This window comes from Microbacterium sp. ET2, from assembly GCF_030347395.1.
Classification (GTDB): domain Bacteria; phylum Actinomycetota; class Actinomycetes; order Actinomycetales; family Microbacteriaceae; genus Microbacterium; species Microbacterium albipurpureum.
Window position 1 is genome coordinate 2,053,947 of sequence record NZ_CP128170.1, and the last position, 20,620, is coordinate 2,074,566.

The 20,620-nt window shown below is 70.2% G+C and carries 24 protein-coding genes and 1 tRNA gene; 11 read left to right on the forward strand and 14 right to left on the reverse strand.

Annotated elements, in window-relative coordinates; translation table 11 throughout:
* Positions 1-5 precede the first annotated feature (5 nt).
* Positions 6-314 carry a DUF2470 domain-containing protein gene (locus QSU92_RS09960; protein ID WP_289261363.1) on the reverse strand — a complete coding sequence of 103 codons (309 nt, stop codon included), beginning with the start codon at positions 312-314 and terminating at the stop codon, positions 6-8.
* Positions 315-414: 100 nt separating this feature from the next.
* On the opposite strand from QSU92_RS09960, the gene QSU92_RS09965 reads away from it, so the two are divergent.
* The 5 genes from QSU92_RS09965 to QSU92_RS09985 all read left to right on the forward strand — a co-directional run bounded on the left by QSU92_RS09965 (position 415) and on the right by QSU92_RS09985 (position 5,010).
* Entirely contained in the window at positions 415-1,698 is a 1,284-nt protein-coding gene (locus QSU92_RS09965) for a serine hydrolase domain-containing protein (RefSeq protein WP_289261365.1), read from the forward strand.
* A 13-nt stretch (positions 1,699-1,711) separates the two neighbouring features.
* Entirely contained in the window at positions 1,712-2,584 is an 873-nt protein-coding gene (locus tag QSU92_RS09970; protein WP_289261367.1) for an EamA family transporter, read from the forward strand.
* 54 nt (positions 2,585-2,638) lie between these two features.
* Complete coding sequence (locus tag QSU92_RS09975) at positions 2,639-3,298, forward strand: GntR family transcriptional regulator (protein WP_289261370.1); 660 nt, start codon at positions 2,639-2,641, stop codon at positions 3,296-3,298.
* 20 nt (positions 3,299-3,318) lie between these two features.
* Positions 3,319-3,660 (forward strand): Dabb family protein, encoded by a 342-nt coding sequence (locus QSU92_RS09980; RefSeq protein ID WP_289261372.1) that lies wholly within the window; start codon positions 3,319-3,321, stop codon positions 3,658-3,660.
* 138 nt (positions 3,661-3,798) lie between these two features.
* Entirely contained in the window at positions 3,799-5,010 is a 1,212-nt protein-coding gene (locus QSU92_RS09985) for a Fic family protein (protein ID WP_289261374.1), read from the forward strand.
* Between the two features lie 77 nt (positions 5,011-5,087).
* Here the strand turns inward: QSU92_RS09985 and QSU92_RS09990 are convergent.
* A tRNA-Gly gene (locus tag QSU92_RS09990) sits at positions 5,088-5,161 on the reverse strand.
* A gap of 61 nt (positions 5,162-5,222) precedes the next feature.
* On the opposite strand from QSU92_RS09990, the gene dcd reads away from it, so the two are divergent.
* Both dcd and QSU92_RS10000 read left to right on the forward strand, forming a co-directional pair.
* Positions 5,223-5,828 carry a dCTP deaminase gene (dcd, locus tag QSU92_RS09995; protein WP_289261376.1) on the forward strand — a complete coding sequence of 202 codons (606 nt, stop codon included), beginning with the start codon at positions 5,223-5,225 and terminating at the stop codon, positions 5,826-5,828.
* A 61-nt stretch (positions 5,829-5,889) separates the two neighbouring features.
* Complete coding sequence (locus tag QSU92_RS10000; protein ID WP_289261378.1) at positions 5,890-6,048, forward strand: hypothetical protein; 159 nt, start codon at positions 5,890-5,892, stop codon at positions 6,046-6,048.
* Positions 6,049-6,059: 11 nt separating this feature from the next.
* Here the strand turns inward: QSU92_RS10000 and QSU92_RS10005 are convergent, their stop codons facing one another.
* The gene (locus QSU92_RS10005) at positions 6,060-6,653 is read right to left on the reverse strand and encodes a hypothetical protein (protein WP_289261381.1); all 594 of its coding nucleotides are present in this window, start codon (positions 6,651-6,653) and stop codon (positions 6,060-6,062) included.
* 111 nt (positions 6,654-6,764) lie between these two features.
* Between QSU92_RS10005 and QSU92_RS10010 the strand changes: the two genes are divergently transcribed.
* Positions 6,765-7,334, forward strand: coding sequence for a MarR family winged helix-turn-helix transcriptional regulator (locus QSU92_RS10010; RefSeq protein ID WP_289261383.1), 570 nt, complete (start codon positions 6,765-6,767; stop codon positions 7,332-7,334).
* 12 nt (positions 7,335-7,346) lie between these two features.
* On the opposite strand, the gene QSU92_RS10015 is transcribed toward QSU92_RS10010, so the two are convergent.
* Both QSU92_RS10015 and QSU92_RS10020 read right to left on the reverse strand, forming a co-directional pair.
* Complete coding sequence (locus tag QSU92_RS10015) at positions 7,347-8,750, reverse strand: MFS transporter (RefSeq protein WP_289261385.1); 1,404 nt, start codon at positions 8,748-8,750, stop codon at positions 7,347-7,349.
* Positions 8,751-8,812: 62 nt separating this feature from the next.
* Complete coding sequence (locus QSU92_RS10020) at positions 8,813-9,607, reverse strand: response regulator transcription factor (protein WP_289261387.1); 795 nt, start codon at positions 9,605-9,607, stop codon at positions 8,813-8,815.
* A 278-nt stretch (positions 9,608-9,885) separates the two neighbouring features.
* Between QSU92_RS10020 and QSU92_RS10025 the strand changes: the two genes are divergently transcribed.
* Genes QSU92_RS10025 through QSU92_RS10035 form a run of 3 tightly spaced genes read left to right on the forward strand, consistent with a single transcriptional unit; the run spans position 9,886 to position 13,965 of the window.
* The gene (locus QSU92_RS10025; protein WP_289261389.1) at positions 9,886-11,550 is read left to right on the forward strand and encodes a GspE/PulE family protein; all 1,665 of its coding nucleotides are present in this window, start codon (positions 9,886-9,888) and stop codon (positions 11,548-11,550) included.
* Positions 11,537-12,736, forward strand: a complete 1,200-nt coding sequence (locus tag QSU92_RS10030; RefSeq protein WP_289261391.1) for a type IV pilus twitching motility protein PilT — start codon at positions 11,537-11,539, stop codon at positions 12,734-12,736. The genes QSU92_RS10025 and QSU92_RS10030 overlap by 14 nt, the downstream gene beginning before the upstream one ends.
* Positions 12,736-13,965 carry a type II secretion system F family protein gene (locus tag QSU92_RS10035; RefSeq protein ID WP_289261393.1) on the forward strand — a complete coding sequence of 410 codons (1,230 nt, stop codon included), beginning with the start codon at positions 12,736-12,738 and terminating at the stop codon, positions 13,963-13,965. The genes QSU92_RS10030 and QSU92_RS10035 overlap by 1 nt, the downstream gene beginning before the upstream one ends.
* 9 nt (positions 13,966-13,974) lie before the next feature.
* Here QSU92_RS10035 and QSU92_RS10040 read toward each other — a convergent pair whose 3' ends face one another.
* The 9 genes from QSU92_RS10040 to QSU92_RS10080 all read right to left on the reverse strand — a co-directional run bounded on the left by QSU92_RS10040 (position 13,975) and on the right by QSU92_RS10080 (position 20,356).
* Complete coding sequence (locus tag QSU92_RS10040; RefSeq protein ID WP_289261395.1) at positions 13,975-14,130, reverse strand: hypothetical protein; 156 nt, start codon at positions 14,128-14,130, stop codon at positions 13,975-13,977.
* Positions 14,127-14,648, reverse strand: coding sequence for a hypothetical protein (locus tag QSU92_RS10045; RefSeq protein ID WP_289261397.1), 522 nt, complete (start codon positions 14,646-14,648; stop codon positions 14,127-14,129). The genes QSU92_RS10040 and QSU92_RS10045 overlap by 4 nt, the downstream gene beginning before the upstream one ends.
* 4 nt (positions 14,649-14,652) lie before the next feature.
* Positions 14,653-15,306, reverse strand: coding sequence for a hypothetical protein (locus tag QSU92_RS10050; protein WP_289261399.1), 654 nt, complete (start codon positions 15,304-15,306; stop codon positions 14,653-14,655).
* Complete coding sequence (gene pilM / locus QSU92_RS10055; RefSeq protein WP_289261401.1) at positions 15,303-16,418, reverse strand: type IV pilus biogenesis protein PilM; 1,116 nt, start codon at positions 16,416-16,418, stop codon at positions 15,303-15,305. The genes QSU92_RS10050 and pilM overlap by 4 nt, the downstream gene beginning before the upstream one ends.
* Positions 16,419-16,428: 10 nt before the next feature.
* Positions 16,429-17,256: a prepilin peptidase gene (locus QSU92_RS10060; protein WP_289261404.1), complete on the reverse strand. Its 828-nt coding sequence runs from the start codon at positions 17,254-17,256 to the stop codon at positions 16,429-16,431.
* The gene (locus tag QSU92_RS10065) at positions 17,253-18,866 is read right to left on the reverse strand and encodes a hypothetical protein (protein WP_289261406.1); all 1,614 of its coding nucleotides are present in this window, start codon (positions 18,864-18,866) and stop codon (positions 17,253-17,255) included. The genes QSU92_RS10060 and QSU92_RS10065 overlap by 4 nt, the downstream gene beginning before the upstream one ends.
* Positions 18,857-19,480 carry a PulJ/GspJ family protein gene (locus QSU92_RS10070; protein ID WP_289261408.1) on the reverse strand — a complete coding sequence of 208 codons (624 nt, stop codon included), beginning with the start codon at positions 19,478-19,480 and terminating at the stop codon, positions 18,857-18,859. The genes QSU92_RS10065 and QSU92_RS10070 overlap by 10 nt, the downstream gene beginning before the upstream one ends.
* Positions 19,477-19,896 (reverse strand): type IV pilus modification PilV family protein, encoded by a 420-nt coding sequence (locus tag QSU92_RS10075; RefSeq protein WP_289261410.1) that lies wholly within the window; start codon positions 19,894-19,896, stop codon positions 19,477-19,479. Before QSU92_RS10075 ends, QSU92_RS10070 begins: the two co-directional genes overlap by 4 nt.
* 82 nt (positions 19,897-19,978) lie before the next feature.
* Entirely contained in the window at positions 19,979-20,356 is a 378-nt protein-coding gene (locus QSU92_RS10080; RefSeq protein WP_289261412.1) for a type II secretion system protein, read from the reverse strand.
* Positions 20,357-20,620 lie beyond the last annotated feature (264 nt).

Below are 20,620 nucleotides of genomic sequence, written 5' to 3' on the forward strand. Positions count from 1 at the left end.
GTTGGTCAATGCGGTCGTGGCGCGACGCCGAGGCGACGGCACGCCTCGTCGTACAGCGCCACGATCTCGCGCCGCACCTCGGGGCGTTCGGTGATGGCTCCCCCGGGCCAGTCCACTCGCACCGCGACCTCGTCGCCCGCGTCGGTCTCGGCCGTCCAGTCGCCTCCCGCGCCGTCGAGCCCCGTCATCCGCGCCCCCCGGTACGGGCCAGACGGACCGAACGCGCTCACGATCAGCAGATTGTCGTCACGGTGGTCGTCGTTCATGTGGCGGAGGATCGCCGCGACGGTGGTGTCGTCGAACCGATGGGTCACAGCTGACCACCCTACGACGCTGAGCACACGACGACCAGGAGCGTTCACCCAGCCCCCGTGTGCTTAGATTCTCGAGGACGACGATGCTCCTGGGGGTGACATGCGGCTGCGTTCGGATCGATCGCGCGCCCTTCGTGGCGCCCTCGCGGCGGTCGTCGCAGGTGCGGTCGCCATCGGGCTGACGGCCTGCTCTCCCGACCAGACGGTGCCGATCGACGTACCCGCGCAGGTCGACGGCGCCCTTCCCGACGACATCGTCACTCAGCTGCAGGACGCCGTGACCTTCACGATGGCCGCCACCGGGTCATCCGGCGCCGTCGTGGGCGTCTGGGCGCCCTGGAGCGGATCATGGGTGTCGGGGGTCGGGACGACCGCCCCCGGCGGCGCGGAGACGTCCGCCGACAGCGCCTTCCGCGCCGGACAGGTGACGCGGGCCATGACCTGCGACGCGGTCTACCTCGTCGCGGAGCGGGGACTGATCGACCTCGACGCGCCCATCACCGACTATGTCTCGGGTTTCGCCGGACTCGCCGACGTCACCGTCGAGCAGCTGTGCGACGGCACCTCGGGACTCGGCGACTACGCACCCCGTCTGCAGAGCAGTTTCCTCACCACACCCGACCGCGTCTGGAACCCGAGGGAGCTCGCCGGATACGGCGTCGGCACGACCGCCGACGTGACGCCCGGCGCTGCGTTCCGCGACTCCGACTCGGGATACCTGCTCGCCGGGCTCATCCTGGAACGCGCGACAGGCCAGACCGCGGCCGAGGTGCTGCAGGACGAGGTCTTCACCCCGCTCGCCCTCGACGCCACCCGGCTTCCGGGCGGAGCGGCAGCGGCGCCGGCGACCGAGGGTGCGGTGCTCGACGGACTCTGGTCACCCGACATCGAAGGCGGCGTCGACTGCGCCGAGCCGCTGAACATCACCGAGGCCTCGGCGAGCTTCGGCTGGACCGACGCCGGCGTGGTGACGACGATCGACGACCTCGGTCGCTACGCCCAGGGCCTGGCCGCCAACGCCCTCGGCATCGACACCGACCAGCGCTACGACGCACCGCTTCCGCCCTACGACGGCGCACCGTCGTGGCAGACCACCGCCGGCGGCGTCGTCCAGGCGGGGTCGATGATCGGCCAGTACGGCTCGACCCCCGGGTACATCACCGCCACCTTCGCCGACCCGCAGACCGGCCTGACCGTCGCCGTCTCGCTGAACAACTCGCGCGCCAACGACGGGATCGGAGCGTTCCTGGCCTGGCAGCTCGCGGCGGTCGCGTCGAAGGCGCCCGCCGCGTCGGGGCAGACAGCACCCGAGGCGGGTCTTCCCTGGACTCCCGAGCAGCAGCGCGACGCGATCGCCCAGAACGCGATCTGCCCCCTCCCGTGACCGCGCCGGTCTCGTGAGCACGCGGGCGCCGAGCCCCGCCGTCCTCCTCGTGGTGGCGGGCCTGGCCTGCCAGGAGGTGGGTGCCTCGATCGCGGTGCTGCTGTTCCCGCAGGTCGGGCCGCTCGGCATGGTGCTGCTGCGATTGGCCTTCTCCGCCGTGCTGCTGCTGGCGGTCGCCCGCCCCGCGCTCCGCGGGCATTCGCGGGCGGCGTGGCGCGCCGTCATCCTGTTCGGTCTCGTCCTGGCCCTGATGAACGGACTGTTCTACCTCGCGCTCGAACGCCTCGCTCTCGGGGTGACGGTCACGATCGAGGTGCTCGGCCCCCTGGTCCTGTCGATCGTCGCCTCCAAGCGTGCCTCGGCGTGGCTGTGGGCGGTGCTGGCTTTCGCAGGTGTGGTCGCGCTCGGCGGCGGGGGGTGGGACCGCCTCGACCCCATCGGCGTGCTCTACGCGCTCGGCGCCGCAGCGAGCTGGGCGTTCTACATCCTCGCCTCAGCGCGCGTCGGGCGGGAGTTCCCGAAGCTCGACGGACTCGCCATCGCCATGGCCGTCGGTGCCGTCGTGATGCTGCCGCTCGGGATCTGGGATGCGGGGCCCGCGCTCCTCCGCTGGGATCTCCTGGCGCTCGGAGCGGCCGTGGCGGTGCTGTCGTCGACCATCCCCTACGCACTCGAGCTCATCGCCCTCCGCCGGCTGCCCGCGGCGGCTTTCGCGATCCTCATGAGCCTCGCTCCGGCCACCGCCGCCCTCGCTGGATTCATCCTGCTCGGCCAGGAGCTCGCCTGGCTCGAGCTCGTCGGCATCGCCCTCGTGATCGCGGCGAGCATCGGAGCCGTGCGTTCGTCGGCCCGCGCCGCGCGCGAGACCGCCGAGCCGTTGCCGTAGCGCCGGGACACCGCGCGGTTGCGCCGATGCCGCACACTGTGTGCAATATGTCAGGTGCCGATCCCTCCCGCCTCCCCGTCGCTTCCGCGCAGCCTGCTCCGCGATGACGTCTACCGTCGACTCCGCGACGCGATCGTCGACGGCACGTTCGAACCCGGGGAGCAGCTGAAGGACGGCGATCTCGCCGCATGGCTCGGCGTGAGCCGCACCCCGGTGCGCGAAGCGCTGCTGCGACTCGGCGGCAGCGGGCTGGTCGTGTCGCAGCCGGGTCGCTCGACCACGGTGAGCCCGATCGAGGAGTCCGCACTCCGCGACGCGCGCGACGTCGTCGCGGCCATGCACGAACTCGCCGTCCGCGAGACGGTCGGGCGGCTCACTCCGGCCGACATCGCAGGCATGCGCGACGCCAACCGGCGTTTCACCGCGGCCGCGGAGCGCGGTGACGTCTCGGCAGCCCTCGACGCCGACGACGAGCTGCACGCGGTCCCCGTCGAGGCCCTCGGCAATGCCGCCGTCGTGACGGTGCTCGAGCAGTTCGGTCCGATCGTCCGCCGCGCCGAGCGCCTGCGCTTCGGCAGTGACGCACCGGCGGCCGCGGAGCGCCACGAGCGCTTCATCGTGCTGTGCGAGAAGAAGGATGCCGCGGCCGCGGCCGCCATGGCCTACGAGACCTGGCACACGCTCCCGGTCCGTGCCCGGGACGCGGTCGAATGACGAAGGAAACGAGGAACGAGATGTCGATCGTCCATGTCGTGCTCATCCAGTGGCCGAGTGGGGTCTCGCCGGCCAGGGTTGAGCGCGCCCGTGTCCTCGCGCGCGAGTTCCCCGATCGGATCGGCGGGCTGAGCATCGTCGAGGGGCCGAGTGTGAGCGGCGAGGGGCTGGAGCGGGGGAACGACTACGGGATGGTGGTGACGTTCCGCGACCGGAATGCCCTCGAGCACTACCTGCCGCATCCCGTGCACCAGGAGTTCGTGCGCGTCCTCGAGGAGCAGCCGCCGGCTCAGGTGACCGTCTTCGACATCACGGGCGCGTCTTCCGCGGCAGAGACGCCCGGGAGTACGCCTCCCGGGTGACGGGGTCCGAAGGTGTGCCGGGAATGGTGACGTTCCGGTGTGTGGGTCGCTGCGCGTCGGCGCAGGCTCGCAACCAGGGCTATCACTCTTGTTATTCCTGTTTGTAGTATCTAAACAGGAATAACGGAAGAGCTATTCATGGTTACCGAGCTCGCAACAAGCGACTGGCCGCCGCACGGCGCGGAGGTGGTTCCCTGGCGTCAGGAGCGTCGCGGCGGCAGCCGGGAGGACCGGGTGCTCACCGAGGTCACGACCTCGATGCCACCGCTGATCGCGGAACTCGATTACGCCATCCCTGCTGATCTGACGGCGCTGAGCGAGCGCGCACTCGTCGTGCTGGGAGCGATGGACGGTGAGGCGACAGGGCAGCCTGCCGCGATGGCGCGTTTCATGATCCGGAGCGAGTCGGTCGCATCCTCGAAGATCGAGCGCATTTCGGCGAGCACGGAGGACTTCGCCCGTGCACTGGCCGGCCAGAGATCGAACTCTTCGGCACTCAGCATGGTCGCGGCCAGTACTGCGCTGGCGACGATGGTCACATCCGCCGGGTCGCGCGGCACGATCGACAAGGCCGACATCCTCGCCGCGCACGAAGCTCTGATGCGCGACGACCTTGCCGAGGGTCCGTACGCGGGGACGCTGCGCGACAGTCAGAACTGGATCGGTGGCAGCGACAACAGCCCGCGCAACGCGCTCTTCGTCCCGCCCCCGCAGGGTCGGGTGGACGAGCTGCTCGATGACCTCATCGTCTTCGCGAATCGGGATGACCTCCCGACGATGGCGCAGGTGACCATCGCGCACGCGCAGTTCGAATCGATCCACCCTTTCGGGGACGGCAACGGCCGTACCGGTCGCGCCCTCATCGGCGCGATTCTCCGACGTCGCGGTGTCACACCGCAGACCGTCGTGCCCGTCGCCAGCGGCCTGCTCGCCCGCCGCGGCGACTACTTCGACGGGCTCGGCAGCTATAGGGCTGGTCACGTTCGGCCGCTGCTCGAGCTGATGCTCCGCTCCGCTGTCGCCGCGGCCGAGGAGGGCCGAATCTCTGTGCAGCGGATCAAGCAGTTCCCGCAGCAGTGGGAAGCGCAACTCGACGTGCGTCGCGGCTCCACCGCAGCCCTGCTCATCCCGGCGTTCTTCGACAACCCGGTCATGAGTGTCGCCGATATCGAGCGGGTCGTCGGCCCGGTGTCGCAGAAGCTCTACAACGCGATCGCCAGACTGGAGGACGCGGGCATCGTCCAGGAAATGACCGGCCGAAAGCGGGACCGAGTCTGGGCGGCTGTCGATCTGATGGCAGAACTCGAGGATCTCGACGGGCGGATCGCCGCCGCGATGGAGACGATCTGACCGTTCGTGCTCCTGGCTTCGTCTCGCTGCTCTAGCCCTACTTCAGCTTCTTGTTCTTCGTGGCGGTGATCGTCAGGTGGAGGGGGTGACGGGAATCGAACCCGCGCTCTCAGCTTGGGAAGCTGATGTTCTGCCATTGAACTACACCCCCGGAGGGTGCGCCCGAAGCGCCTCGCAAGGATAACACCAGCGACAGCGATAGTCTGATCCGCGTGCTGCTGAGCGACCGCGACATCCGCTCCGAGATCGACGCCGAACGCATCGGTCTCGCGCCGTGGGATCCCGCGATGGTGCAGCCCTCGAGCGTCGATGTGCGCCTGGACCGCTACTTCCGGCTCTTCGACAACCACAAGTACCCGTTCATCGACCCGGCGCTGGACCAGCCCGACCTCACCCATCTCATCGAGGTCGACCCGGCCGAGCCGTTCATCCTGCACCCGGGCGAGTTCGCGCTCGGGGCGACGTTCGAGCAGGTGAGCCTCCCCGACGACATCGCCGCGCGCCTGGAGGGGAAGTCGTCGCTGGGGCGGCTGGGTCTTCTCACCCACTCCACCGCCGGCTTCATCGACCCGGGTTTCACCGGGCACGTCACGCTCGAGCTGTCGAACGTCGCGACCCTGCCGATCAAGCTGTGGCCGGGGATGAAGATCGGGCAGCTCTGCTTCTTCCGCCTCTCCTCGCCCACGCAGACGCCCTACGGTTCAGGGCCGTACGGCAATCGGTATCAGGGTCAGCGGGGTCCGACGGCGTCGCGCTCTCACCTGAACTTCCACGTCACCGACGTCGGCGCCACCGACGCCGGAGCCCGCGGCGCCTGAACGCCACGGGCTCCGCTGTCAACCCTTTGCCGCCAGGAGGCAGACGGGTCAGGCTGAAGGCATGCCCGTACTCGCACTCATCCTGCTCATCGTCGGAATCGTCCTTCTGCTCCTCGGCTTGTTCGTCGAGGCGGTGAAGTTCCTGCTCTGGCTGGGCATCGTCCTGCTCGTGCTGGCCGTGATCGCCTGGCTGATGCGCTTCATCCGCCGGCAGACCTGATCCGGCTCCCGTCAGACCGCGTCCGCGTCGGGACGGGGACCGGCACCGCGGAAGCCGTGGTGGGGATTGCCGCCGAAGCGGCGGCCGGGGCCGTCTTCATCGCCGGGACGGGGTTCGCCCGGCGCGAAGGGCCGGAGACCGAAGCGGTGGCGTGGATGCCGCAGCGCACCGCGCCACGGACGAGGGTCATCCTCGGAGAACCCGAGCTCCCGCGCGATCGCCTCGAGGGAGGCGATCGTCGTGCGGTAGTCCTCGGGGGAGACGGCGTCGGAGACGCGGGCACGGACGCCGCTGACCGTGTCGGCCAGGAGGTCGCGCCGGGCGCGCCCCTCGGTCGTCAGGGTCCAGTCGTCGCCGTCGCGATCGACCAGGCCACGATCGGCGAGGTGTCGGAGCATCTTCGGTCTGCGGGCGAGACGGTCGCGGAACCCGCGGGCGTCGACGTCGCCTGCGAGCACATTCAGCACCATCCATTCTCGCCGGTCGGCATCGTGGGCGGCGAGCGCCGCGTCGACCTCGCGTGAGATCAGGGCCTCAGTCGCCCGGAGCCAGAAGCCGAGCGGGCGGTCTGGTGTGTTCGGGGTGTCGGGTGATTCGGTGTTCATGGTGTCCTTCCGATCGTCGCGCACGGCGACGAGATTCATATGTCATAAGGCATGTACATGCAGTGTGACATGCATCTCAAATGCATGTCAAGTGGCATGTATTCTGGACGGGTGAGCGATCCGCTGTCCGACCCGTCGCCGGATCCCTCGGACCGCTTCGCCGCGGCCGATCAGATCGCCGCAGCTCTGGCCCGGCTCCGACCCCGTCGCGGCGGGCCGCCCTGGACGGGGCGCGGCGACACCGAAGGCGCCGGCCCGCGGCATCCGTGGTCCGAGCGGGGACCGCGCGGTCACCGGGGCCCGCCGGCTGCCGGTCCCGAGGCCGCCGCCATGCCCCCGCACTTCGGCGGACCTGCGCGCCTGCGACTGCTCGAGTCTCTCGCCGCGGCCGCGCATCCGCTGAGCGTCGGCGAGATCGGCGAGGCGATCGGCGTCGACCAGCCCCGCGCTTCGCGTCTGGTGCAGCAGTGCGTGCAGCTCGACCTGGTGCGCCGCGAAGCCGACCCCGACGACGCCCGGCGCACCCGCGTCGCGCTGACCGACGCCGGGAGACGGCTCGTGCGAGGGTTCCGCGGCGAGCGACGCGAGGCCATCGCCCAGGCTCTGGAGACCTTCACCGAGGACGAGCGCACCGAGCTCGCGCGCCTGCTCGCAAAGCTCGCCGACAACCTCAGCGGCTGACCCCTCGGCCCGTCAGCGCGGAGCGCGCACGGGCAGCAGCAGCAGCAGTCCGACGAGCAGGACGAGCACGATCCCCAGGATGCCGAACGCGGTGACGCCTCCGATGATGATGAAGACCGACCACATCGCCGACGCCATCCAGCTCGCGGCGCGTCCCGTCGTGGCATAGAGGCCGAAGATCTCGCCCTCCCGGCCGGCCGGCGTGACGCGCGAGAGGAACGATCGCGCGGCAGCCTGAGCGGGGCCCACGAACGCGCAGAGGATGAGACCGCCGATCCAGAACACCGTGGTCCCGGCGTCGACGAGGAAGAAGACGGCGAGCCCTGCGATCACCATGCCGCTCAGTGAGAACACGATCACCGACTTCGGGCCGAAACGGTCGTCGAAGCGCCCGGCGATGATGGTCGACACACCGGCGACGAGGTTCGCGGCGACGCCGAAGATCACGAGGTCCAGGAACTCGAAGCCGAACACCTGCGCGGCGATGACGGCCCCGAAGGCGAACACACCGCCGAGTCCGTCGCGGAAGACGGCGCTGGCCAGGAGGAACCAGAACGTCTGGCGGGTGCCCGGGTTCTTGTAGAGGCCGATGACATCTCGGATCAGCAGGCCGTAGGCGGCGAAGAATCCCACCTTGCGCTCGGGGCGACCCACGGAGGGCTCCGGCACGGCGAGGAAGATCGGGATCGAGAAGACGATCGCCCAGATCGCACAGCCGACGGCGATGATCCGGAACGGAAGGCCATCGGCTTCGGAGATGCCGAACCAGTCGGCGCTGTAGAACACGATCACCAGCACCAGGGCGACGATGCCGCCGAGGTAGCCGAAGCCCCACCCGAGCCCGGACACCCGGCCGATCGTCTTCCGGTTCGCGATGCCGATGAGCATCGCGTTGGAGTTGACCGCCGCGATCTCGCCGAACACGGTGCCGGCGGAGATGAGCGCGACACCCAGCCAGAAGTACGCCGGCGCGGGTTCGACGAACCACAGCCCGAACATGCAGAGGATGAGCGCGCCCGTACCGATTCCGAGCCAGAGCTTCTGGCGTCCGCGGGCGTCGGCCTGCTGCCCGAGGATCGGCGCGATCGCGAGGATCAGCAGGCCCGCGATCGTGCCACCCCAGCCGAGCCCGACGGCGAGGTCGGCGAGGGCCGCCTCCTTCGCCGGCGCATCGTTCGGGAGAGCTGCGACGTCGGCCGGCAGGAAGGCGTCGGTCGTGAGGTACAGGGCGGTGAAGATGAAGGTGAGGATGACCGTGTTGAACGGCTGCGTCGCCCAGTCCCACAGCGCCCAGGCATAGATCTGGCGCCGCGGCGCGGCGCGATCCTCCCGGAGGTCCAGCCCCATCACCGGGACGGCGGCGCTGTCAGCGGCTGCGGGGGGTTTCATAGGACGGGCCTCGTCGCGCGAACTCATGCGCTCACGCTAGGACCGGCGGGTGAACGCGGGAAGAACCGCCGCGCCGCACGGTCGCGGGCTCACCCCGCCACGTGGAGCATCACCGGCACGCGCGCCGCAGCGGGGGCCAGGCGGTAACCGAGACCTCGGACGGTCTCGATCCACAGCGGCGCTCGGGGGTCGTCGGCGAGCTTTCGGCGCAGGTTCATGATGTGCACTTCGACGGCGTGGCGGTCGTGGGGCGTGATGTGGTGGCCGAGGAGCCCGTTCGATTCGCGGAGCATGAGCGCCAGCGAGGCTTTCGTGAAGACCTGGTCCTTCGCGCTCATGAGCGTGAGGAGGATGTCGAACTCGGAACGCGTGAGGTCGCATTCGGCGCCGTCGACCTCGACGCGTCGAGACGCGGCATGCAGGCGGAGCGACCCGTGCTGCATCCACCCGGCGCCGTCGTCGAGGACCGAGGACTCCAGGCGCACCCGCGACCGACGCAGCAGCGCGTCGATCCGGGCTCGGAGTGCGTGAGGACCGTAGGGCTTCATCACATAGTCGTCAGCGCCGGCCCGAAACGCCTCCACCGCCGCCGACTCGGTCTCGTCGTCGCTCACCACGAGGATGTAGCCGTCCGAGAACGCCCGGATGCGCCGAATCGTCTCGAATCCATCGATGCCCGGGAGATCGAGGTCGACGACCATCAGGTCCGGCCGGTGCTTGCTCGCCCGCTCGACTCCCCGCAGCCCGTCGCGGGCGACGTGCACCGTGAAGCCCTGGCCCCGGAGCGCCCCCGCGAGCTTCTCGCTGTGGAGGGCATCGCGGTCGATCACGAGCGCGGTGCGCGCGAAGGGATCGGACAGGGGATGTGAGGCGATCGGTCGCATGGGTTGGAGCTTTCTGCGGCGCGGTGGGGGGATGGAGAAACGCGTGGGTCGAAAAGCTTCGTTTATGAGTGTTTTCTCATCTTGCACGTATTCCTCAGAATTCACATAGCTCACACTCAGATTCAATTTCAGTTTTTCCTCAGCACGCGCAGGTCTTGCTCAGCGTTCGCGGTCGTCACGGTTCCTTCGTTGTAGGTCGCCGTAGCGTGGTCGTGGTCCACGCGGTCGCTCTTCCTGGAACGCCGGTCGGGACGAGTCCGTCGGGGGTGACACGGAATATGCGCGGAATCGCACAGACCCTCGTCCTCATGGGCGCGACACGCGCTGCTCAGCTGAGTGAGCTGCTCGCGGAGCACGGCGAGAGCGACGAGTTCATGCGCCAGCTGGTCGATCGGGGTCTGGTCACGCCCACGCAGCTCAGCGAGGCGATCGCGCGCCACACCGGTCATCGCTTCGTCGACATCAACGCCGCTCAGCTCGACGCCGGCGTGGTCGGGATCATCCCCGGGAGCCTCTGCCGCAAGTACGAGGTGCTGCCCATCGACCGCCACGGCGACCGCATCGTCCTGGCGATGGTGAATCCCACCGACATCATCGCCCTCGACGACGTGGCGACGCTCACCGATCTCCAGGTCGAACCTGTCGTCGTCGCCTCGGATGCCCTGCAGTCGGCGTTCCAGCGGTACGTCCGCTCCGATGAGGAGCTCTCCGACCTCTCCGCCACCCTCGAAGAGAGTGCGTCGACGACGCAGGTCGCGACCGAGAGCATCGACGAGCAGGACAGCGACGCCCCCATCGTCCGGTTCGTCAACCTGCTCATCACGCAGGCGATCGATGATCGCGCCAGCGACATCCACGTCGAGCCCGGCGAGACGCACCTCATGGTCCGCTACCGCATCGACGGGGTCCTCCACCAGATGCAGCGGGCCGATCGCAACATCCAGGACGGCGTGATCTCGCGGCTGAAGATCATGGCCGCGATCGACATCGCCGAGCGTCGCCGTCCGCAGGACGGCCGGCTCTCGGTGTCGCACGACGGGCGCAAAGTCGATCTGCGCGTGGCCACGCTGCCGACCGTGTGGGGCGAGAAGATCGTCATGCGCATCCTCGACACGACGGCCGTCAGCCTCTCGCTCGGCGACCTGCGGATGGGTCCGGAGAACCTCGGTCGATTCCGGTCGGCGATCTCCCGTCCCCACGGCATGGTCCTGGTGACGGGGCCGACCGGGTCGGGCAAATCCACGACGCTGTACACGGCTCTGCGAGAGGTGTCGTCTCCGACCGTGAACGTCATCACGGTCGAAGACCCCGTCGAGTACCGGATGACCGGCATCAACCAGGTGCAGGTGAACACCAAGGCCGGCCTCACCTTCCAATCGGCGCTCCGCAGCATTCTGCGCGCCGACCCCGACGTCGTTCTGGTGGGTGAGATCCGCGACAGTGAGACCGCCATCATCTCCATCGAGGCGGCCCTCACCGGTCATCTCGTGCTGTCCACTCTGCACACCAACGACGCTCCGGGCGCGGTGGCGCGCCTCACCGAGATCGGCGCCGAGCCATACCTGGTCGCCACCGCCCTGTCCGCCGTCGTCGCCCAGCGGCTGGCGCGTCGGCTCTGTGTCACCTGCCGGGAGCCCTATCGGGAGGATCCGGTCGTGCTGCGGCGTCTGAACGTGCCGCACGACCCCGCCGACCCGCCTCTTCTCTACCGGGCCGCGGGATGTCCGGCGTGCTCGGGCACCGGCTACCGCGGTCGCGTCGGGGTGCACGAGGTCATGGCGATGACGGACGAGCTCGAAACGCTCGTCGTGCGGACGGCGACGGGCACCGAGATGCGCGAACTCGCCCTGGAGCAGGGGATGACGACGCTGCGCGACGACGGCTGGGCCAAGGTGCTCGAGGGGCTCACCACGATCGAGGAGGTTCTGCGTGTCACAGTCTGAGATGAGGATGTCGGGCGTCGGCCTGGCGGCCGAGGGCGCAGCGCCGCTCCTCGACGGCATCCTCCGCGAGGCGGCCGCGGCGGGAGCGTCGGACATCCATTTCTCCGCCGACGCCCCGCCGCTGCAGCGCCTCGACGGCGACCTCGTCGGCGTGCCGGGGTACCCGGACGCCCTGCCGGCGGCGACGCTCCTCGACGAGCTGCTCTCGACCATGGGACCGTCGCATCGTGAGGACTACCGCGCCTCGGGGGAGGTGGACCTGTCGTACCACGTCGCCGGCGTCGGGCGCTTCCGTGTCAACGTCTTCCGCCAGCTCGGTCAGGTGGCAGCGGCTTTCCGGCTCATCGCGTCCCGCGCCTACACGCTCGATGAGCTGGGCGCCCCGCCGATCGCGCGCGAGCTCGCGCTCCGCCCGCGCGGTCTCGTCCTGGTCACCGGTCCCACCGGGTCGGGCAAGTCGACCACGCTCACGGCGATGATCGACATCATCAACACCCTCGAGCCGGCGCACGTGGTCACGGTCGAAGACCCGATCGAGTTCGTCCACACCAGCCGCCGCTCGCTGATCCATCAACGCGAGGTCGGTTCCGACACCCGCTCGTTCGCGGAGGCCCTCCGGCGCGTGCTGCGTCAAGACCCCGACGTGATCCTCATCGGCGAGCTCCGCGACCCCGAATCCATCTCGACGGCGCTCACCGCGGCCGAGACCGGGCACCTCGTGCTGTCGACCCTCCACACGCAGGGAGCGGCCAAGAGCATCAACCGCATCGTGGACGCCTTTCCCGCTCATCAGCAGAATCAGGTGCGCAGCCAGCTCGGCGACACCCTGCAGGGCGTCATCAGCCAGACGCTCCTGCCTCGTGCGCAGGGCGGCGGCCGCGTGATCGCGACCGAGGTGCTCGTCTCGACGCCGGCGGTGGCGAACCTCATCCGCGAGAACCAGATCTCGCAGCTCTACAACGCCATGCAGGCCGGAGAGGCCCACGGCATGCACACCCTCGACCAGTCGCTGAAGCACCTCGTCGCCGAGGGAGAGGTCGCGGCCTCGGTCGCGCGGCACTTCCTCACCGACGCCCACGCCCTCGACGACGTGCGCGTGCGCCCCCGCGATCTCGACGCCGAGGCGTGGCTGGCGGCCGCGGCTCCTCCGGCCGCCGCCGCGGCATCCGACGACTGGAGCATGTGATGCCGCTCGAGGAATATCAGTGGCGTGCGGTCAGCGCAGCGGGGGCCGAGGCGAAGGGGACGATCGAAGCCGCGAGCGAGAGCGCCGTCGTGGCGAAGCTCCGTGCGCAGGGGCTTCTGCCCCTCAGCGTCGTTCCGATGTCGAAGGCCGGGCTCAACCGCGACATCTCGATCCCGGGCTTCGAGAAGCGGGTGGGCACCAAAGACCTCGCGGTCTTCGCCAAGCAGTTCGCCGGGCTCATCCACGCAGGTCTGCCGCTCGTGCGTGCGCTGGCGATCCTCGCCGACCAGACCGAGAACCGGAAGCTCGCCTCGGCCCTGGTGGCGGTGCAGGTGGACATCGAGTCCGGGCACTCCTTCTCGTCGGCTCTCTCGGCGCATCCGAAGGTCTTCCCCCCGCTGATGGTGAGTCTGGTGAGCGTGGGGGAGACCGGCGGATTCCTCGCCGACTCGCTCGACGCGATCGCCCGCGCGTATCGCGCCGACGTCGACCTGCAGCAGAAGATCAAGTCGGCCATGACCTACCCGATCATCGTGCTGGTCATCGCGGTGATCGGCGTCATCGCCATGATCACGTTCGTCGTGCCCATCTTCGAGGGCATGTTCGCGAGCATGGGCGGCGAGCTCCCCCTCCCGACGCAGATCCTCGTGACGCTGTCCCGCAACATGGCGTGGATCCTGCCGCTCGTCGTCGTGCTCGTCGTCGGCGGCACGGTCTGGTACCAGCGGGTGAAGAACACCGATCGGTTCCGCGGCGCGGTCGACCCCTTCCTCCTGCGGATGCCCGTCTTCGGGCCGCTCGTGACGAAGATCGCCGTCGCCCGCTTCGCGCGGAACCTCTCGATGATGCTGAAGGCCGGCGTCCCGCTCATGCAGGCTCTCGACCTGGTCGGCCGTGCGGCGAACAACAAGGCCGTGGAAGACGCGCTGCACCAGGTGCGCGAGTCCGTCCGCCTCGGGCGGTCGTTCGCCGCGCCGCTGGCGAAGGCGAATGTGTTTCCGCCGCTCGTGGCGCAGATGGTCTCGGTCGGCGAGGAGTCCGGCTCTCTTCCCGACATGCTCGAGAGCATCGCGGACTTCTACGAGACCGAGGTGAACGCCGCCTCCGAGCAGCTCACGAGTCTCATGGAGCCGATCATGATGACCGTCCTCGGCATCCTGATCGGCGGCATGGTCGTGGCGCTCTACATGCCGATGTTCACCATGTACGAGCAGCTCGGCCAGCAGTGAGCGGCGCAGTCAGGGGCGGTAGAACGACAGCAGCGCGGCCGTCAGGGTCACGCGGCCGTCGGTTGCGGTCGTCACCGTCGCCTGCGTGACCGACACCAGGCGCGGCCCGGCACGAAGTGCGTCGACGATGCGGGTCACCGCCGGGACGTCCGCGGCCTCGATCACGACGGTCGCGGAGATCTGCTGCGGCGCGTCGGCGGTGGGGGCTGCCTCGGGCGGAGCAGCCCCGGGCTGTGCGTCGGTGCTCGGTGACGCCGACGGCGCCGGCGCGCCGTCGGGCGTCTCATCAGCGGGCGGTTCGGCAGGAGGAGCAGGCTGTTCACCCGCCGAGGTCGTGCGCTCGATGAACGGCTCGGGCGTGCCGGGGGTGAGCGAAGTGACGACGCCGCCATGGTCAGCCGCCGCCTCGACGGCGAGGAGCAGGATGTCGTCGAGGTGCGCCGCGGCGGGGATCTCGTCCCGGGCTCGCCGACCGCGGCTTCGAGGTCGGCCATCTCCCTCGACTGCGCCGTGAGGGTGTCGAGGAGGAGCTGCTGGTCGCGGTTCTGGCGGGCGACGTCGTCGGCCGATGCGGCCGTGGCGGTCGCTGCCGAGAACTGGGGCAGCGCGAAGACCAGGATCCCCACGGCCAGGATGCCGGCGACGCCGAGGGCGCCGATGAGATTCACGAGTTGCTTGTTCACCGCGTCAGTCCTCCTCGTCGGGTGCGAACGCTCCGGTGTAGACCGTCTGATCCACGTCGACGCGCACCCGGTAGGTGAAGATGCCGTCCGCAGAGGTGAGCTCGGCGAGGTCGGCGTCGCGCATGCCGGGGGCGCTGCGCAACTCTCGTGTGGTTCCGACGAAGTCGATCGCCGCGGGGCTCACGAAGGTGACCGTTCCCGAGACACCCGTCGCGTCCTCCGGTGCCACGTCCGCCGCGGGAACGGGCCCGGCGTCCAGGGCGTACCCGGTGATCGACACCCCGGGGGGCAGACGCTCGGCGACCAGATCGATGACCGGTCCCCACGCCAGGTCGCCGCCCATCGCCTGACCGCGGAGCTGCTGGAGGGCGCCCCGGGTGGACAGGGCTTGGCTGACCTCCGACAGTTCGGCGATGCCCCCGAGGATCTGCTGCGTACGGGTCTGCTCGAAGCCGAGTCGCAGGGAGGTGGCCACGTTGTACATGAAGGCGCCGGCGATGGTGACCGCGGCGACGGCGGCAGCGGCGACGGCGACGTACACCCAGCGTCGCGCCTGCCGGAGCATGTCGCGTCGGCGGACCTCGGAGGGCGGCAGCAGATCGACCCGGGGCAGCGCGCCGAGCGGAAGGATCGGCGCGCGTGAGGACAGCGCGCTCATCGGCTCGGTCCGAGGAGGAGGGCGACCGTGCCGGCCAGTCGCTGGGCGGAGGTGGGCGAGAGCGCGAGCGCGCGGCTCGGCGCGACGAGGTCGGTCGCGGTCACCGGCGTGACCGTCGTGCCGGTGACCCGGCCCACCGCCTCGAGGAGACGAGGGTGGTCGGCGTACGGGCCGGTGACCCACGTGCGGTCGATCGGCACCGCCTCCGGACGGTCGCGGTAGAACGTCACGGTCCCGCGCAGCCGGCCGACGAGATCGATGAGCGCCGCCTGCACCGCCGGGTGAAGCGTCGGTGGAGCAGAGGGAGGAGCGGATGCGGCGGGGTCCACCGCGCTCGCCGGCGAGCGATCGCGCCGCAGGGCGAGCCGCGATACGGGTGCGGCCGCCCCGGCTGACGTCGCGACGGGCGCTGCCGCGCCGACCATCGCCAGCTCCTGGGGCGCTCGCTCGGCGGCATCCGCGTCCTCGTCCTCGTCCTCGGCCGGGGGGACGACGTCGATCGGCACCACCCGGACGAAGCGGGGGATCCCGCCGGTTGCGATGACGATGTGCGTCGTGTGCTCGCCGATGCCGAGGAGGAGCCCGGTCTCACCCGGTGCGCTGAGGGTCGCCAGTGCCCGCGCGAGTCCGAATGCGGTGAGGTCGATCGAGGTCGCGCGCAGCTTCGCCTGCTCGAGCGCTCCGACGAGTTCCTCCATGTGCTCGGCGACCGCCGCGACGAGGAGACCGTGCACGCCGCGGTCGTCCTGCGCGGTGGGAACGAAGTCCAGCACCGCCTGATCGACCGGCACGGGGAGCCGGTCCTGCACCTCGAAGGGCAGAGCCTGCCGGATCTGCGCCGGATTCGTCAGCTGGGTGGAATGCTCCCGAACGAGGATGCGGCGGTTGCCGACACCGAGGACCACGTCGCGACGGGAGAGCTTCGCGTCGGCCCAGAGCCGCTGAAGCGCCACGGCGACGGCATCCCGGTCGAGGATCTCGGAATCCTTCGCCGCGCCCGGGGGGAGGGGCACTTCGCCCCCGGCGACGAGCGTCGGCGTACGACCGGTCGTCATCTCCACGGCACGCACGCTCGTCTCGGTGATCTCCACCGCCACCTGGGTCTTGGCCATCAGTTTCCTCTCAGAGCAGCACTGGATACAGGGCCAGATACGACCGCCCGAGCGCCTCACCCGCGACGACACCGATCCAGGCGCCGACGACGATCCACGGCCCGAACGGGATGGCGGTGCGTCGATGCGCGCGCCCGCGGGCGAGGAGGGCGACGCCGAAGACCCCGCCGAGGACGAAGGCGGCGAACCCTCCGACGAGGAGCGGACCCCAGCCGAGCCAGCCGAGCATCAGACCGACGACGGCCGCGAGGCGGACGTCTCCGCCGCCCATGCCGTCCGGACGGATGACGCGGAGCAGGGCGTAGAACCCGGAGACCGCCGCGGCACCCGTGAGGGCGCGGATGAGTGGTGCGGCGTCGCCCGCGAGCAGGCTCGCGACCCCGAGGAGTGCAGCGCACACGGCGAGGGTCGTGCCGGTGATGACGTGCGGCAGTCTCCGGACGTCGAGATCGATCACGGTGAGGACGATGCCGGCGGCGGCGAACCAGAGGAAGGCCGCGAACACGGCCCACTGCCCGAGGCCCGTGCCGGCGCCGGGCTGCGCCGCCCACCAGGCAGCCACGCCGGCGAAGACGGCGCCGGTGACGGCTTCGACGATCGGGTAGCGCGCCGAGATGGGCGACCTGCATGACGCGCACCGGCCCCGGAGGAGGAACCACGACGCGACCGGCGCGTTCTGCCACCATCGCACCGGCGCGGCGCACGAGGGGCAGCGGCTCTCGCGAAGGAGCGAGACGCCCGCGGGCACACGGTAGGCGACGACGTTGAGGAACGACCCGACCGCGAGCCCGAGCAGGCCCGAGAACGCGACGACGAAGACGGTGAGGGGAGCGCTCACGGCTCGCCTCCGACATCCCGGCGGGAGAGGACCTCGCCGAGGGTGTGACGTCCCGTCTCGACCACGACCGGCGTCCCGCCGTACCCGGCGTCGGGAGGGGGCATGCCGGGAAGCGTCATCAGCTCGCCCTTGATCGTGATCTGCCCGCCGGAGTTGAAGCCGTTCGTGTAGAGCGAGCCGAGGAGCACGCCGCCGCCCGAGACGGACAGGCGGCACGGGGTGTAGATCAGCGAACGGACGCCGTCGAGGTTCGCGCCGTTGGTGTCGAAGTTCGTCGCGGTCGCGCCGAGCGGGCAGGTGGGCTTGGCGTCGGGCACCGTGTCCTCGGTGATGAACCACACGCGGGGCGAGGCACCCGGTGCCGAGGTCATCGTGAGACCGGTGGTGTTGTACCGCTTGGCCAGGAGCACGACGTGCGACGCCTTCAGCGCGGGTGCGGGGTTGCCGCCGGCGTTCGAGGTGAGGAGGTCGCAGGCGCGCGCGTCGACGACGACCGTGCCGGTGTAGTTGGCGAGGTCCTTCCAGCCCTGGTTGGCGAACGTGCCGTTGTTCTCGTTGAAGTAGCGGCACGAGGTGGTGCTCATGTCCGACACCTTGCGGAGGGTGACGACGACGGCGCCCGGCCAGTCCTCCGGCTTGTACGTGTAGTCGATCCAGCCGGGGAGGGCGGGCGGCTCGACGACGGGGATGCTGTCGCTGTTCACCACGCCGCCGTCGATGCGGCCGCCCGACCCGATCGAGGGCGTAAGCCCGGCGGGCAGGGTGACGCTGCCTTCGACCACGCGGCTGTTGACGGTGACGGCACCGCCGGCGACGACGTTCGCGTGCAGCCGGGCGCCCGACCACAGCAGGTCGACCGCGCCGCCGGTGCGGACGGTGGAGAGGGGGGAGCCCGCGGGTCCGCCGATGCTGCTGTTGATGCGCGAGAGGCCCGTGCCCGCGGCGACGATGTCGCCGGTGACGGTGGTCGCTCCGCCGTTGAAGGTCACGGTGCCGCCGACGTAGATGTCGCCGGCGACGTTGCACCCGTCGGAGGAGGTGACATCGCCGCCGACGATGAGGTTCCCCGGCACCGTGAGCCGGCAGCCGAAGGGCCCTTTGACCGAGACGATCTGGGGCTCGTTGCCGCCGTGCGCGAGGAGGGTCACCTGGCCCATGGACGACCCTTCGTAGATCACCAGTCCGACCGGGGTGAGCGACGGATCGATCACCTCGGTGGTCTCGGGGACCAGCCGGTGCACCGCCTGGACGGTCGTCGACGTGCCGCCCGCCGTGCCCGTGGCCTCAAGGGTGACGCTCGTCATCGCGTCGTCGCACGTGACGCGGGCGGTGTAGGCGGCGCCCCCGCCGCTGCCGGGCAGCGTGCCGTCGGGGACGGTCGCCGCGCACACCTCGCCCGCCTTGGCGGCGGCGACGGCGGCCGCCATGCCGGCGTCGGCGGCGGCCTGCGCCTGGAGCGTGCCCCGCACGTCGACGGTCGTGCGGGTCGTGTTCATCACCGCGGCCGACAGGGCGACGGTCAGGAGGCCGAGGACCAGCGCGACGATCACGACGGAGATGAGGGCCGCACCGTCGTCTCCCGGCCGCTCGTCCGTCCGGGTCACCAGCATCGGACCGCCTCCTCGGTCTGCGCGAGGGCGGTCGCCGTGCCCGTGATGGTCGCGCTGCTCCGCGCGCTCACCGAGGGCTGTTCCGAGACGACGACGGTGAGCGCCCACGAGAGTCGGCCGTCGGCGAGGGTGAAGACGGGGATGTCGGCGCCGGTGGCGTCTTCGGCGTGCTCGATGCGCTCGGCGAGGGCGCCCCAGCCGGTGGCAGGGGAGGGCGCGGTCGCGGCCGGGCCGAGGGGCGCGTAGGTCGTGACCCGGAACTCCGGGCGACCGTCGGCGCCGGCGCGCCGGCCCGCGGCATCCGTCGTCTCCAGGTCGACCACCGCCCAGGCGCGGCACTCCCACCCGGCATCTCCGGTGGCGACCAGCGCGCGGACGACGGTGCCGTCCTGCTGCACGGCGGCGGCGTTGCGGATGCTCGTGGTGAGCGCGGTGCTGATGGCCTGGGCGCGACCCGTCGCCAGGTCGCGGTCGCGCGTGGCGGCGTTGGCCTGCAGGGTGGTCACGAAGATCGTGCCGATGAGGCTGAGGATGAGGCCGCCGACGAAGACCGTGACGAGCAGCTCGACCAGGGTGATCCCGTCGTCGGAGTCGTGGCGAACGCGAGCGGTCATGGCGCCAGCACCACGATCTGCGTGGCCATCGTGACGAGCGCTGCCGTGCTTCCGACCGTCGTGTCGCGGACGGCGACGGTCGCGGTGACGGTCGAGGGGAAGGTCGCCGGGCACGTGGCGACGGTCAGGTCGGCCACCAGGTCGGATGCCGCGGGCGCGGCGGTCGTGCCGGCGGCGCCGCGGACGGCGGCGCAGGAGTTGGCCGCGTGGTCGGGGAAGAGCTCGCGGAGGGCGGCGAGCTCGCCGGAGGCGAGAGCCTGGGCCGTGACGGTGTCGCGGTTGCCCGCGCTCAGCTTCGTGGCCTGGATCGCCAGAGGCAGGATCGCCATCGCGATGACCGCGAACAGCAGCATCGCGACCACGACCTCGACGAGGCCGAAGCCGTCGTCGAGGTCGTGATCGCGTTCGCCGCGCATGCGCTGCGCCCTTCTTGAGGGAGGGGAATTACGGCCGGGCGGTGGGATGGGGGATGGGCCGCCCGGCCGGTATGGGTGATCGCTACGAACAACCAGGGCCGGACGTCTGGGACGTTTGGCCGGTCTTGCTCGCGGTGACGCAGAAGTTGTCGAGCGTCGGCGTCCCGGCTGCGGGGAGGGTCAGGGCGACCTTGATGCCATCCGCCGCGTCTTCAGACAGGTTCGACGGATCGGGCGCTTCACCCTTCGCAATCTCGGCTGCCACTTGCGAGGCGCCATTGGCAGCGGCCGTCCTCAGCGCATTCGTCTCCGCCTCGCTCTGAAGGTTCATGAACACCGGGATCGCGATCGCGGCGAGGATGCCGAGGATCACGACGACGACGATGAGTTCGATGAGGGAGAAGCCCGATTCGCCGGTCTCCTCCTTGCGACGCTTCAGGGCGTCCAGGTAGTGCTTCATGGGTTTCTCCGATGCTGGTGCAGTGTCCGACGCGGGCCCACCCCGCGTCATCCCACCCTGGCGATGCTGTTTCAAGCGATGCGTCGCACGGAGTCAGCCCTTCCTCAGGGTTCGCTCAGGACGGCTCGTCGCGAGAAGTTGAGCCGACGCATATCAAGTTCATTTGACGCCGATCACCGCGCCGCGTAGTCTTGAGTCATCGCGGCTCAACCCGCGAGAAGACTTCATGACAACGCCCCGGGTCGAGGCTCTCGGCCCCGTGAA

What these genes read in the sequence shown, in the direction of transcription:
- QSU92_RS09985 (WP_289261374.1), top strand. Translation starts at nt 3,799, where the DNA reads ATGGTTACCGAGCTCGCAACAAGCGACTGGCCGCCGCACGGCGCGGAG.
- QSU92_RS10025 (WP_289261389.1), top strand. Translation starts at nt 9,886, where the DNA reads ATGCGCGGAATCGCACAGACCCTCGTCCTCATGGGCGCGACACGCGCT.
- QSU92_RS10000 (WP_289261378.1), top strand. Translation starts at nt 5,890, where the DNA reads ATGCCCGTACTCGCACTCATCCTGCTCATCGTCGGAATCGTCCTTCTG.
- pilM (WP_289261401.1), bottom strand. Translation starts at nt 16,418, where the DNA reads ATGGCCAAGACCCAGGTGGCGGTGGAGATCACCGAGACGAGCGTGCGT.
- QSU92_RS10050 (WP_289261399.1), bottom strand. Translation starts at nt 15,306, where the DNA reads ATGAGCGCGCTGTCCTCACGCGCGCCGATCCTTCCGCTCGGCGCGCTG.
- QSU92_RS10005 (WP_289261381.1), bottom strand. Translation starts at nt 6,653, where the DNA reads ATGAACACCGAATCACCCGACACCCCGAACACACCAGACCGCCCGCTC.
- QSU92_RS09980 (WP_289261372.1), top strand. Translation starts at nt 3,319, where the DNA reads ATGTCGATCGTCCATGTCGTGCTCATCCAGTGGCCGAGTGGGGTCTCG.
- QSU92_RS10020 (WP_289261387.1), bottom strand. Translation starts at nt 9,607, where the DNA reads ATGCGACCGATCGCCTCACATCCCCTGTCCGATCCCTTCGCGCGCACC.
- QSU92_RS10015 (WP_289261385.1), bottom strand. Translation starts at nt 8,750, where the DNA reads ATGAGTTCGCGCGACGAGGCCCGTCCTATGAAACCCCCCGCAGCCGCT.
- QSU92_RS10035 (WP_289261393.1), top strand. Translation starts at nt 12,736, where the DNA reads ATGCCGCTCGAGGAATATCAGTGGCGTGCGGTCAGCGCAGCGGGGGCC.
- QSU92_RS10080 (WP_289261412.1), bottom strand. Translation starts at nt 20,356, where the DNA reads ATGAAGCACTACCTGGACGCCCTGAAGCGTCGCAAGGAGGAGACCGGC.
- QSU92_RS10065 (WP_289261406.1), bottom strand. Translation starts at nt 18,866, where the DNA reads ATGCTGGTGACCCGGACGGACGAGCGGCCGGGAGACGACGGTGCGGCC.
- QSU92_RS10070 (WP_289261408.1), bottom strand. Translation starts at nt 19,480, where the DNA reads ATGACCGCTCGCGTTCGCCACGACTCCGACGACGGGATCACCCTGGTC.
- QSU92_RS10075 (WP_289261410.1), bottom strand. Translation starts at nt 19,896, where the DNA reads ATGCGCGGCGAACGCGATCACGACCTCGACGACGGCTTCGGCCTCGTC.
- QSU92_RS09965 (WP_289261365.1), top strand. Translation starts at nt 415, where the DNA reads ATGCGGCTGCGTTCGGATCGATCGCGCGCCCTTCGTGGCGCCCTCGCG.